This is a genomic window from Thiobacillus thioparus DSM 505, from assembly GCF_000373385.1.
GTDB lineage: Bacteria > Pseudomonadota > Gammaproteobacteria > Burkholderiales > Thiobacillaceae > Thiobacillus > Thiobacillus thioparus.
The window spans coordinates 109,722-122,044 of sequence record NZ_KB891330.1; the positions used below are offsets into that span (position 1 = coordinate 109,722).

The window sequence follows — 12,323 nt, forward strand, 5'->3', positions numbered from 1 at the left end:
TTCAGGTGCTTCCATGTCCCTCAGTCCGGACGACGTCAAGCGCATCGCTCGCCTTGCGCGCATAGAAACCAGCGATGCCGAGGCGCAGGCCACGCAGGCCCAGCTCAACACCATTTTCGATCTCATCGCCGCCATGCAGGCGGTGGACACCCGCGGGATTGCCCCGATGGCCCATGCACAGGAGGTCTTTCAGCGCCTGCGCGACGACGCCGTGACCGAGACCGATCGTCATGCGGCCTTCCAGGCCGTGGCCCCGGCGGTCGAAAACGGCCTGTACCTCGTCCCCAAAGTCATCGAATAAGCCATGTCAGACGCACGCCTTTCCGCGCTTGCCGCGCAACTCGCCGCCAGGCAGGTGTCCAGCCGCGAGCTGGCCCAGCAGTACCTCGACCGCATCGCCACGCTGAACCCGACGATCAACGCCTTCATCACGGTGGATGCCGACAAGACGCTGGCCGAGGCCGCTGCCGCTGACGCCCTCATTGCCGCGGGCAACGCCGGCCCGCTGACCGGCGTGCCGATCGCCCACAAGGACATCTTCTGCACCGACGGCTGGCTCACCACCTGCGGCTCGAAAATGTTGCACAATTTCATCGCGCCCTACGATGCACACGTGATCCAGCGCTTCAAGGCCGCTGGCATGCCGAGCCTGGGCAAGACCAACATGGACGAGTTCGCCATGGGCTCGTCCAACGAAACTTCCCACTTCGGTCCCGTGAAGAACCCCTGGAACCCGGCCTACGTGCCCGGCGGCTCCTCGGGCGGCGCCGCAGCCTGCGTGGCGGCGCGCATGGCGCCCGCCGCCACCGGCACCGACACCGGCGGCTCGATCCGCCAGCCGGCGGCGCTGTGCGGCATCACCGGCCTCAAGCCCACTTACGGCCTGGTGTCGCGCTACGGCATGATCGCCTTCGCCTCCAGCCTCGACCAGGCCGGGCCGATGGCGCCGTCGGCCGAGGACTGCGCGCTGCTGCTGAACGTGATGACCGGCTTCGACCCCAAGGACTCGACCAGCCTCGATCGCGAGAAGGAAGACTACACGCGCAGCCTCGACCAACCCCTGACCGGGCTGCGCGTCGGCCTGCCCAAGGAGTTCTTCGCCGAAGGACTGAATAATGAGGTCGCCGCAGCGGTTGAAACGGCCGTGGCCGAACTGAAGAAGCTCGGCGCCACGACGGTCGAGATTTCGCTGGCCAATTCGAAGCTGGCGATCCCGGTGTATTACGTGCTCGCGCCTGCCGAGGCGTCGAGCAACCTGTCGCGCTTCGACGGCGTGCGCTACGGCTACCGCGCACCCGACTACGCGAGCCTCGACGACATGTATTGCAAGACCCGCGCACAGGGTTTCGGCGCCGAGGTCAAGCGGCGCATCCTGATCGGCGCCTATGTGCTCTCTCATGGCTATTACGATGCCTACTATCTCCAGGCTCAAAAAATCCGTCGCCTGATCGCCGACGACTTCAACGAGGCCTTCAAGACCTGCGACGTCATCCTCGGTCCGACCGCGCCCGGCACCGCGTTCAAGCTGGGCGAGAAATCCGATGACCCGGTCGAGATGTATCTGAACGACCTCTACACCATTCCCGCCAACCTCGCCGGCCTGCCCGGCATGAGCTTGCCCTGCGGCTTCGATGCCAAAGGCCTGCCGATCGGCCTGCAACTCGTCGGAGACTATTTCAGCGAGGCCAAGATGCTGAATGTCGCGCATCAATATCAACGTGTGACGGACTGGCACATCCGCGCTCCGGAGGGCCTGAAATGAAGTGGGAGACCGTCATCGGGCTGGAAGTCCACACCCAGCTCGCCACCCGTTCCAAGATTTTCTCAGGCAGCAGCACGGCTTTCGGCGCCGCGCCCAACACGCAGGCGAGCGCGGTCGATATCGCGCTGCCGGGCGTGCTGCCCGTATTGAACAAGGGCGCAGTGGAATGCGCGATCAAGTTCGGCCTGGCGATCGGCGCCACGCTCAACCGCGTCAACGTGTTTGACCGCAAGAACTACTTCTACCCCGACCTGCCCAAGGGCTACCAGATCAGCCAACTGGCCAAGCCCATCGTCGAGGGCGGCGCCCTGAAGATCGTGGTCCCTTCGACAGACTCGGGACAGTCGGAAGATAAAGTCGTCCACCTCACCCGTGCCCACCTGGAAGAGGACGCCGGCAAGTCGCTGCACGAGGACTTCCACGGCATGACCGGCATCGACCTCAACCGCGCCGGCACGCCCCTGCTGGAAATCGTCTCCGAGCCGGAGATGCGGTCTTCCGCCGAGGCCGTCGCTTACGCCCGCGCGCTGCACACGCTGGTCACCTGGATCGGCATCTGCGACGGCAACATGCAGGAGGGCAGCTTCCGCGTCGACGCCAACGTCTCGGTGCGTCCGGTCGGCCAAGCCGAATTCGGTACCCGCCGCGAGATCAAGAACCTCAACTCGTTTAAATTCCTGCAGCAGGCCATCGACTATGAAGTCCACTGGCAGATCGAGACGCTGGAGGACGGCGGCCGCATCGAGCAGGCCACCGTACTGTTCGATCCCGACACCGGCGAGACGCGCATGATGCGCAGCAAGGAAGACGCGCACGACTATCGCTACTTCCCCGACCCCGATCTGCTGCCGGTGAAACTCGACGAACCGTGGATCGAAGCCGTGCGTGCCGCGTTGCCTGAACTGCCTGCCGCGATGCAGGCGCGCTTCCAGAACGACTACGGCGTGTCGGTCTACGACGCAACCGTGCTGACCGGCTCGCGTGCGCTCGCCGATTATTTCGAGGGTGTCGCACGAGCCTGTGGTCAAGGCAAGCTCGCCGCCAACTGGGTAATGGGTGAACTCTCGGCCGCGCTCAACAAGGCCGAACTCGACATCGCGCAAAGCCCGGTCTCCGCCACCCAGCTCGGTACGCTGATCGCCCGCATCCAGGACGGCACGCTGTCCGGCAAGCTCGCCAAACAGGTGTTCGAAGGGCTATGGGAAGGCGCCGGCGAAGTCGACGCCATCATCGAGGCGCGCGGCCTCAAGCAGATGTCGGACACCGGCGAACTGGAGAAGATCGTCGACGAGGTGCTCGCCGCCAACCCGAAGTCGGTCGAGGAATTCCGTGCCGGCAAGGAGAAGGCGTTCAACGCGCTGGTCGGCCAGGTGATGAAGGCCAGCCGGGGCAAGGCCAATCCGGCGCAGGTCAATGAGCTGCTGAAGGCCAGACTGCAGTAAACAAAGGGGCGCCGTTTGGCGCCCCTTCTCACGACAACGCGCGGTTCGGCTACTTGCCGGTCAGTTCGCGGAAACGCAATTTGTCCGCCTCGTATTTCTCGCGCACCTGCACCATGGCGTTCTGATTTTTCTGGATGGTGCGTTTCAATTCCTCGCTTTCGCGAACGGCCTGATCCAGTTGTTCCTGCAGCCCGGGCCCGACCTTGCGGCCCGCCTTTTGTATGTTAGCGATACGGGTGCGCAGGTCGACCAGATTGGCATCGACCGCACTGGCCCGAATTTCGGCGCCTCGGATCATCAGCTTGTAGTTCTCCAGTGCACGATCGCGCGCCAGATCGATCTCCGCTTCGGTGGTATAGGTCTGGGTCAGCGCACGGTCGAGCTGCGCCTGCTTCTGCTGCTCGTCCTGAATGCGTTTCTGCTCGGCCTCGCGCTCGGCCTGGGCGCGGCGCTCGGCTTCGGATTGCGTGCGCTTGATGATGTTGCCCTGCTTGCTCATCTCGGCCGCGCCGCTTTGCTGGTAGGTTGGCGGCAGCGTGTCGCCGTAATGCACCCGGCCATTGCCGTCCACCCAGCGGTACATGCCCGCCATGGCCGGGCTCGCTGCCAGCAGCGAAACGGCCGCAACCGCCGCCAGCAGGCTATACGCCATACGTTGAACGGTAAGCGGCCACGGCCTGCAATTCAGCTTGTCGGTTTGCATCACGCTCCAGAAACTCCACCAAATTGTCCAGCGTGACCACCGCCACCACTGGAATGCCATATTGTTCCCGCACTTCCTGCACGGCCGACGTCTCGCCCGTTCCGCGTTCCATGCGATCCAGCGCGATCACCACGCCAGCCGGTTCGGCGCCCGCGCTACGGATCAGATCCACCGACTCGCGCACCGAGGTGCCCGCCGAGATCACATCGTCGACGATCAGCACACGGCCCTGCATCTTCGCGCCAACCACCGATCCACCTTCGCCGTGATCCTTCGCCTCCTTGCGATTGAAGGCGAACGGCATGTTCCTGCCCATGCCCGCCAGCGCGATCACGATGCTCGCCGCCAGCGGAATGCCCTTGTAGGCCGGACCGAACAGCACGTCGAACGCGATCCCCGAGTCGACGATGGCTTTCGCGTAAAATTCGCCCAGCCGCTTCAGCTTGTCGCCGTCATTGAACAGGCCCGCATTAAAAAAGTAGGGGCTCATGCGCCCCGCCTTGGTTTTGAACTCGCCGAAACACAACACGTTCGAAGCGATGGCGAATTCCACAAACTCGGCTTTGTAATCGGACATTTTCCTTAACTTCTTGAATCAATCTTGATGCGAATTATATCGGCCAACCTCAACGGCATCCGCTCCGCCGCCACCAAGGGCTTTTTCGACTGGCTACCTACGCAACACGCCGACGTCGTCTGCGTGCAGGAACTCAAGGCACAGGCTGCCGACCTCAGACCGGAATTCGTGGCCTGCGACGGCCTCAGCGGCGCCTTCCACTATGCGGAAAAGAAAGGCTACAGCGGCGTCGGCGTCTATACCCGACAGCCGCCGCAGCGCATCATCGAAGGCCTCAATGTGCCCGAATTCGACGCCGAGGGCCGCTACATCGAGGCCGACTATGGCCACCTCGCCGTCATCTCGCTCTACCAGCCCTCCGGCTCCAGCAGCGACGAACGCCAGCAGGCCAAGTTCCGTTTTCTCGACGTCTTCTTCCCGCACCTCCAGGCACTGATCAAGTCCGGCCGCGAAATCGTCATCTGCGGCGACTGGAACATCGCGCACAAGGAAATCGACCTCAAGAACTGGAAATCCAACCAGAAGAATTCCGGCTTCCTGCCCGAAGAGCGCGCCTGGATGACGCGACTGTTCGACGAGCTCGGCTGGGTCGACGTCTACCGCAGCCTTTATCCCGAGCACACCGGCGAAGCCTATACCTGGTGGAGCAACCGCGGCCAGGCCTGGGCCAAGAACGTCGGCTGGCGTATCGATTACCAGATCGCCACGCCCGGCATCGCCGCCAAAGCCAAATCCGCCAGCGTCTACAAGGACCAGCGCTTTTCCGACCATGCACCGCTGATCGTCGATTACGACTACGCTCCATGACCTTACGCGACCATCCCTGGCTTGCCGCCCTCAAGGTCTACACCCACCCGCGTGTCGTCGGCATGTTGTTCCTCGGCTTTTCCGCCGGGCTGCCGCTGCTGCTGGTGCTGGGCACGCTGTCGTTCTGGCTGTCCGAGGCGGGCATCGCACGCGCGACCATCGGGCATTTGAGCTGGGTAGGGCTGGCGTATGGCTTCAAGTTTTTGTGGTCGCCGCTGGTGGACCGGCTGCCGCTGCCGTTCCTGACCGCACGGCTGGGCAAGCGGCGGGCCTGGTTGCTGCTGTCGCAGGTCTGCATCGCCGCTGCACTGCTCGGCATGGCGAACACCGACCCGGTGCTGAACCTCACGCATACGGTGTTCTTCGCGCTGGCGGTGGCCTTCGCCTCGGCGACGCAGGACATCGCGCTCGACGCCTACCGCATCGAAGCGGTGGAAACCGAGAAGCAGGGCGCGATGGCGGCGACCTACCAGGCAGGCTACCGCATTGCGATGATCACGGCCGGCGCAGGTGCGCTGTGGATCGCGGCGGGCGTCGACACGACCACGGCCGCCTATGACTTCCACCCCTGGCAGGTGGCGTACACGGTCATGGCGGCGCTGATGGCGGTCGGCATCCTCACCACGCTGACCATCCGCGAACCCGAGAAGAAAATTCCCCACACCACGAGCGAGCGCGAGTTGCATGTACGCGCGAAGTTCGCCTCGTTCGGGCTGTCGGACGGACTGCTGAACGCTGCGGCGTGGTTCTACGACGCGGTGCTGTCGCCCTTCATCGATTTCATCCAGCGCTACAAATGGCAGGCGCTGTTGATGCTGGCGCTGATCGCGCTGTACCGCATCTCCGACGTGGTGATGGGCGTGATGAGCAATCCCTTCTACCAGGAAATGGGCTTCACCAAGGACGAAGTCGCCACCGTGTCCAAGGTGTTTGGCGTGATCATGACCATCGCCGGCGCCGGACTCGGCGGCCTGCTGACGATGCGTCTCGGCGTGATGCGCACCTTGTTCCTGGGCGCGCTGCTGTCGGCGGCGACCAATCTGCTGTTCGTCTGGCTGGCCGGGCGCGGACATGACATGGGCGCGCTGGTGTTCACCGTGTCGGCCGACAATCTCTCCGCCGGCATCGCCTCGTCCGCTTTCGTGGCCTATCTCTCGAGTCTGGTGAACCAGGCCTATTCGGCCACGCAGTACGCGCTGTTCACCTCGGTGATGCTGCTGCTGCCCAAGTTCATCGCCGGCTTTTCCGGCGAGTTCGTCGATGCCTATGGTTGGGCGACCTTCTTCACCGGCACGGCGCTGATCGGGGTGCCGGTGCTGCTGCTGGTGTGGCTGGTGGCCCGGCAGGCGCGCAAGCCATGATCGAGTTCTCGCTGCTGACCGCCCTGCTCGCCGGCCTGCTCGGCGGGGTGCACTGTGTCGGCATGTGCGGCGGCATCGTCGCGGCGTTCTCCTTTCGCGCCGACGGCAGCACGCCGCCGTTCCGCCTGCATCTGGCCTACAACCTCGGGCGGGTGTCGTCGTATACGATGTTCGGCGCGCTGGCTGGCGCGCTCGGCGCCTCGCTCAAACTGGCGGAATTCCTGCCGGTGCAGACGCTGCTGTATGGGCTGGCACAGGTCGTGATGATCCTGCTCGGCCTGTATCTGGCCGGGTTCAATCAGTGGGTGCTGGTGTTCGAGCGTGCCGGCGGGTCGGTATGGCGCCGGGTCAGGCCGCTGTTCCAGAAGCTGCTGCCGGTGAAATCGCTGCCGCAGGCGGTGCTGGCCGGCATGGCCTGGGGCTGGCTGCCGTGCGGACTGGTGTATTCGGTGCTGGTGTCGGCCCTGGCGGCCGGCAGCGCCACTTCGGGCGCGGCGCTGATGCTGGCGTTCGGCCTGGGGACGCTACCCAACCTGCTGGGCATGGGTCTGTTCGCCCGGCAGATCCAGCCGTTCATGCAGCAACTGTGGGTGCGGCGTGCAGCCGGCCTGACAGTGGCGGGATTCGGTGCGTGGGGGCTGTGGGCGCTGGGGTATGCTGCGCTGTCCAAGGTCTGAACCCGCTTCTACGCGGGCTCACTTGAAGAACTTCTGGTCGAAGGTCATCTCCTGCTTGAGCTCCCCGGGCACCTCCACGGTCGCCGTGAAGGTCAGCGTATCCGGTGGTCCGACGCGGAATTCGCCGAGGTAATAGATTGCGGTGCCCTCCTTGATTTCGCGCATGGTCACGTCGGCCAGCTGCCGGGTGAGATTGGTGGCGTAGACGGTCAGCTTGGCGGGTACCGGGCTGAGCACGCCGACCTTGTTCTTCTTCAGCACCGACATCGTCAGCAGACCGCGCGTCTTGCTGCGCTCGATCTTGTAGGCGCGTGCAACCTCGGGCTGCAGCTCGTCGGTGGTCAGGGCGTTGTAATGGATTTCGAATTGGCCGAATTTCTGCATGATTTCGGCGTGGGCAACGGCAGCGACGGAACACAGGCACAGGGCGGCAAGCAGGCGCTTCATGATGTCTCTCCTTTTGTTGTGGGGTCTGCCTTAAGTATTCTAGGCGCTTATTTGAAGGTGGCGAGCCAGGCGCTCACGTCGTCGAGCACGCGGCTGACCGCCAAGTTGGACGCCTGGGCGGCGCCTGCGGCATCGTAGGTCGTCAACGGCACCTTCTGTTCAAACGTATGACGGCCCAGCAACCTGCGCTGCTTCAGGTCCACCAGTTCGGCACGCAGTTCCAGCCGCACCTGCCCCGGCTCGCTGGTGGCGTCGTGATAGAACTCGATCAGCCGGGTATCCAGCATCAGGTCGCCGCGCACGACCCCGCCGGCGGGAGCGACCCGGTAGCGGCCAAGCTGGTCGAGCCGGGCGCGCAGCAGCTCGGCGAACCGCCTGCCGGGCCGCTCGGTCCAGCGGGCAAATTGGTACTGGCCGCGGGTGCCGGCACTGCGGCTGAAGACGAGCTGGTCGCTGTCGTAAAAACCGCCGGCGGTGGTATCGAGTACCAGCAGCGTCGGAGCATACGATTCCACACGTTCTTTAGCACGTAACGGATCAGGATCCTTCAGGGCATCGGCAGGCACCGGAGTCGGCGCGGTGGCAGGTTCGGCGTCGTTCAGCACGTAATACACCACACTGGGCGCATTGGCACTCTGGCCGAAATTGACGCAGCCGCTCAGTGCGAAAACGAGAGCCATCAGGGAAAGACCGGTTTTCATGGAAGTTTCTCTCCGGGGCCGAGCTGTTTCTTGTCGGGGCCGAACAGGATGGTGCGGGGATTCGACAGGCGCTGCCCGGCCGTGGTGAGCATATCGGCACTGGTACGCACGTCGCGGCTGACGCTGTTCAATTCCAGCGTGCCGGATTCACTGAGTTGCTGAACCTGCTGGGAGATCAGGCTGGCGTCGCGTTGCAATTTCACCATTGCGACCGTGGCTTCCTTCAGCGCAGCGTCGGCGTTCTGGCCCACGCTGGCGATGCTGACTTCAGCGCGGGTGGCGGCCTGGCCGATGCTGGCGCCGGCCAGGCGGAATTCATCGGAAGCGTCACGGATGCTCCGCACGGCCGCGGTAAGATCTTGCTTGTTGGTCGCCAGGTGGCGGGACAGTTCATTGAGGTTAGCCAATGTCTGGCTGATGGCATGCTGGTTCTCGTCCGACAACAGCGTGTTCATTTTTTCCAGCACCTGCGCGCCGTTCACCGCCAGGCGCGAGAGGGCGGTCGCGACCTTGTCGATATCGGAACTGCCTTCGGCGATGACCGGATAGCGCTCGCCATCGGGTGTCTTGCTGAGCAGCGGTCCTTCGATCGGACCGTTGGTGATTTCAACGGCTGCAATGCCGGTCACCAGGTTGCGCTTGATGAAGGCCGTGGCGCCGCTGTGAACCGGTACCCCTTCGTCGATGCGCGCGGTGACCGCGACCGCTTCTTCCTGTTTGTTGGAAAAACGATAGCCGTCGACCACGCCCACCTTGATGCCGCGCATTTTCACCGGGCTGCCGACCGCCAGGCCGTCAAGCGACTGTTCCTTGAAATAAATCGTGTACGTCTGATAGGCGATGGTGTCTGCCGCGCCCGTCAACCACACGATGGCCAGGGTCAGCAGCGCAACCACGGCCAGCACCACCGCACCGACCAGTGTGTAGCGACCTTCAGTTTCCATGCTGGGTTTCTCCCTCCGAGGCCCGCGCAGCAAAGTAGTCGTTGAGCCACGGATCGTCGATGTGCTTGAGTTCGGCCACCGTGCCGCTGCCGAGTACGCGGCCGTTCGACAGCACGATGACGCGGTCGATAATCGAGAACAGTGTATCCAAGTCGTGGGTGACGAGGAATATGGTAAGGCCAAGACTGTCGGCCAGCAGGCGGATCAGCGCGTCGAAAGCGCGTGCGGAAATCGGGTCGAGGCCGGAAGTCGGCTCGTCGAGGAACAGCAATTCCGGATCGAGCGCCAGCGCGCGTGCCAGCGCCACCCTTTTGCGCATGCCCCCGGAGAGCTCGCTCGGCCGCTTGTCCGCAGCATCCGGCGGCAGGCCGGCCAGCGCGAGCTTCAGCCGGGCCAGCCGGCGGCATGTGGCGTGCGGCAGGTCGGTATGCTCGAACAGCGGTGTGGCGACGTTGTCCTCCACCGTGAGCGAGGAAAACAAGGCGCCATCCTGGAACAAGACACCAAAACGCCGCCGCAACGCATTCATTTGTTGGGTCGTGCTGTCCAGGACCGATTGCCCGAACACTTCGATATGCCCGGCCTGCGGTCTCAACAGGCCGATGATTTCGCGCAACAGCACCGATTTTCCGGTTCCGCTGCCGCCGATCAGTGCAATGACCTCGCCACGCGCAACAGACAGGCTGAGGCCGCGATGAATGCTGTGCCCGCCCAGCGTGGTCGAAACGTCACGGACCTCGATCACGGACTCGACCATCAGATATCCAGCCGCACGAACGTCACGGCAAAAATGGCATTGAGAATGATGATGGCGATCAGGCTCTGCACCACGGTGGAGGTCGTATTGGCACCGACACTGCGCGCGTCTCGGGTGACCGACAGGCCCATGCGGCAGGCGATCAGCGCGATGAACATGGCGAACACCGGCGCCTTGCCGAGTCCCACCACCAGGGTTTTCAGCAGGATCACGTCGACCATCCGGTCCATGAACATGGAATACGAGATATCCAACTGTTGCTGCGCCACCAGCATGCCGCCGGCGATCCCGGCGATATCGCCGATGAACACCAGCAGCGGCATGGCGATCAGCAGCGCCAGCATGCGCGGGATCACCAGCACCGCCAGCGGCGACAGGCCGAGCGTGGTGATCGCATCGATCTCCTCGGTGACTTTCATGGTGCCGAGCTGCGCGGTGATGGCGGCGCCCGTGCGCCCGGCCACGAGAACGGCGACGATGACCGGCGAAATCTCGCGCATGATTGCCAGCAACAGGCCATCGACTACAAAGATGTTGGCGCCGTACTGCTGCGCCTGATCGCCTAGCAAATAGGCGAATACCACGCCCAGCAGGAACAGCATGGCGGACACGATGGGAATCGCCCCGACGAACACCGAGCGCACTTGGGCCGCGAATTCGCGCCACCGCCAGCTGCCGGGCTTGCCCAGCAATGCCAGCAGTTCGATGGATAGCCGGCCGATGAAATCCAGCAGGCCGAGCGCGTGCTTCGCCATCACTTGCGCGCCACGCCCGGTCATCGCCAGCACGCTTTCGCGCCGGCGCTCGGGCTGCGCGGCCGAGGCCGCGCGGTGGCGGCTGACCAATTCCAGTATCGCCAGGTGCTGCGGCTGGAAGGCCTGCAACTCGGGCATCGAGTCGCTCGCCTGCGGACGGGCGGCGGCCAGCAGCAGCCACGCGCCGTTGGTATCGAGCTGGGTGACCCCCGCGCCGTTTATGGCACGCACGGTCTTGTCGCCGAGTGCCGGCAAGACCGATGCAGCGTCGGCGTGCCAGGCGCCGCTGACGACCAGCGTACCCCGGGCCTCGTCGAAGTCCGCACGTGTTTCCGTCACGCCAGCCCTAAAGGATTGTTAGGATCGATGCCCGGCATGAAAGGCAGGCCGCGCTCGCGGTGGGTGACCTGGTAGACGCAGCCTATCCAGTTGCCGACCACGCCCTCGGCCGTGTCGTGCCAGGTATTGTCGAGCAGCGGCAGCACCTGCGCCTCGGGGAAGGTCAGCGTCTCGCCCGCCTGGGTGCGATTGCCGAACTCGGCCAGCAGGGCCTGCGCCTGGCGGCTGAAGTAGCGCTCGGGAAACGGGGGAAACGCGGGCAACTTGCCCGCCGCAGCAAGCATCAGATCACGTTTGTATTCCTTCAGCAGCGAGACGGTGTCGTATTCGGGGTGTCCCTGGAAGAACACGGTACGCAGGCCATCCCCGCTCACTGCCATGTGGACGCCGGCCTCCGCGCTTTCGACCAGCACCTTGACCCCGGCCGCCTCGAACTGCGTACGCGAGATGTCGTTCCAGCGCGAATGCGGCACGTCGAAACGCGTATTCACGTCGGCCACCAGCGGGTGGCGGGCGTCGGTCACGCGATGCTCGAACACGCCCCAGATCTTCCGTGGCTGCATGATGCGTGCCTGGCCATGGCGGAACTGCATCACCGCGTGCGTGGCGAGACATGAACACAGCGTCGAGGTGACGTTGTCCCAGGCCCAGTCGATCACCTCGATCAGCGGCTGCCAGAACGGCTCGTCGGCAAGGTCGGAATGGGTGACGTTGGCACCGGTGATGATGAGCGCATCCAGCCCTTTCTCACGAATCGCGTCGAAGCTTTCGTAATACTGCGCGATGTGCGATTGCGCTGCCTCGCCACGCGGCAGATTCGGCAGGGTGAAGGGATGCATGTAGAACTGCGCGATCGGGTTGGATTCGCCGACCAGCCGATAGAACTGCCGCTCGGTCGCCTCCAGCGCCGCGTCCGGCATCATGTTCAGCAGGCCGACGTGCAGTTCGCGAATTTCCTGGTTGGCCGCGCGCTCGGTCGACAGCACCGTGATGCCGTCGCGGCGCAGGCGGTCGAAGGTGGGCAGGGCGTTGTGCGCGACCAGCGGCATCG

General features: G+C 64.2%; 14 protein-coding genes. 6 read left to right on the forward strand and 8 right to left on the reverse strand.

Features of this window, described 5'->3' with window-relative positions; all coding sequences use genetic code 11:
* Positions 1–13 precede the first annotated feature (13 nt).
* Genes gatC through gatB form a run of 3 tightly spaced genes read left to right on the forward strand, consistent with a single transcriptional unit; the run spans position 14 to position 3,204 of the window.
* Positions 14–301 (forward strand): Asp-tRNA(Asn)/Glu-tRNA(Gln) amidotransferase subunit GatC, encoded by a 288-nt coding sequence (gene gatC / locus B058_RS0113230; RefSeq protein ID WP_018508968.1) that lies wholly within the window; start codon positions 14–16, stop codon positions 299–301.
* A 3-nt stretch (positions 302–304) separates the two neighbouring features.
* The gene (gatA, locus tag B058_RS0113235) at positions 305–1,762 is read left to right on the forward strand and encodes an Asp-tRNA(Asn)/Glu-tRNA(Gln) amidotransferase subunit GatA (RefSeq protein ID WP_018508969.1); all 1,458 of its coding nucleotides are present in this window, start codon (positions 305–307) and stop codon (positions 1,760–1,762) included.
* Positions 1,759–3,204, forward strand: coding sequence for an Asp-tRNA(Asn)/Glu-tRNA(Gln) amidotransferase subunit GatB (gatB, locus tag B058_RS0113240; RefSeq protein ID WP_018508970.1), 1,446 nt, complete (start codon positions 1,759–1,761; stop codon positions 3,202–3,204). The genes gatA and gatB overlap by 4 nt, the downstream gene beginning before the upstream one ends.
* A 49-nt stretch (positions 3,205–3,253) precedes the next feature.
* Here gatB and B058_RS0113245 read toward each other — a convergent pair whose 3' ends face one another.
* Both B058_RS0113245 and pyrE read right to left on the reverse strand, forming a co-directional pair.
* Positions 3,254–3,856, reverse strand: a complete 603-nt coding sequence (locus B058_RS0113245) for a DUF4124 domain-containing protein (protein WP_018508971.1) — start codon at positions 3,854–3,856, stop codon at positions 3,254–3,256.
* On the reverse strand, positions 3,846–4,484 hold the full coding sequence (gene pyrE, locus B058_RS0113250) for an orotate phosphoribosyltransferase (RefSeq protein ID WP_018508972.1): 639 nt from the start codon (positions 4,482–4,484) through the stop codon (positions 3,846–3,848). The genes B058_RS0113245 and pyrE overlap by 11 nt, the downstream gene beginning before the upstream one ends.
* A gap of 27 nt (positions 4,485–4,511) precedes the next feature.
* On the opposite strand from pyrE, the gene B058_RS0113255 reads away from it, so the two are divergent.
* Genes B058_RS0113255 through B058_RS0113265 form a run of 3 tightly spaced genes read left to right on the forward strand, consistent with a single transcriptional unit; the run spans position 4,512 to position 7,329 of the window.
* Complete coding sequence (locus B058_RS0113255; RefSeq protein WP_018508973.1) at positions 4,512–5,291, forward strand: exodeoxyribonuclease III; 780 nt, start codon at positions 4,512–4,514, stop codon at positions 5,289–5,291.
* The gene (locus B058_RS0113260; RefSeq protein ID WP_018508974.1) at positions 5,288–6,652 is read left to right on the forward strand and encodes an AmpG family muropeptide MFS transporter; all 1,365 of its coding nucleotides are present in this window, start codon (positions 5,288–5,290) and stop codon (positions 6,650–6,652) included. Before B058_RS0113255 ends, B058_RS0113260 begins: the two co-directional genes overlap by 4 nt.
* A complete protein-coding gene (locus B058_RS0113265) occupies positions 6,649–7,329 on the forward strand; it encodes a sulfite exporter TauE/SafE family protein (protein ID WP_018508975.1) in 681 nt (226 codons plus the stop codon). The genes B058_RS0113260 and B058_RS0113265 overlap by 4 nt, the downstream gene beginning before the upstream one ends.
* Before the next feature lie 18 nt (positions 7,330–7,347).
* Here the strand turns inward: B058_RS0113265 and B058_RS0113270 are convergent, their stop codons facing one another.
* From B058_RS0113270 to metA, 6 genes are read right to left on the reverse strand one after another with little or no spacing between them, the layout of a single operon-like run.
* Positions 7,348–7,776 (reverse strand): DUF4426 domain-containing protein, encoded by a 429-nt coding sequence (locus B058_RS0113270; RefSeq protein WP_018508976.1) that lies wholly within the window; start codon positions 7,774–7,776, stop codon positions 7,348–7,350.
* A gap of 47 nt (positions 7,777–7,823) precedes the next feature.
* Complete coding sequence (locus tag B058_RS0113275) at positions 7,824–8,477, reverse strand: ABC-type transport auxiliary lipoprotein family protein (protein WP_018508977.1); 654 nt, start codon at positions 8,475–8,477, stop codon at positions 7,824–7,826.
* Positions 8,474–9,421: an MlaD family protein gene (locus B058_RS0113280; RefSeq protein ID WP_018508978.1), complete on the reverse strand. Its 948-nt coding sequence runs from the start codon at positions 9,419–9,421 to the stop codon at positions 8,474–8,476. Before B058_RS0113280 ends, B058_RS0113275 begins: the two co-directional genes overlap by 4 nt.
* Positions 9,411–10,178: an ABC transporter ATP-binding protein gene (locus tag B058_RS0113285; RefSeq protein WP_018508979.1), complete on the reverse strand. Its 768-nt coding sequence runs from the start codon at positions 10,176–10,178 to the stop codon at positions 9,411–9,413. Before B058_RS0113285 ends, B058_RS0113280 begins: the two co-directional genes overlap by 11 nt.
* Complete coding sequence (locus tag B058_RS0113290; RefSeq protein ID WP_018508980.1) at positions 10,178–11,272, reverse strand: MlaE family ABC transporter permease; 1,095 nt, start codon at positions 11,270–11,272, stop codon at positions 10,178–10,180. Before B058_RS0113290 ends, B058_RS0113285 begins: the two co-directional genes overlap by 1 nt.
* Entirely contained in the window at positions 11,269–12,321 is a 1,053-nt protein-coding gene (metA, locus tag B058_RS0113295) for a homoserine O-succinyltransferase MetA (RefSeq protein WP_018508981.1), read from the reverse strand. The genes B058_RS0113290 and metA overlap by 4 nt, the downstream gene beginning before the upstream one ends.
* Positions 12,322–12,323 lie beyond the last annotated feature (2 nt).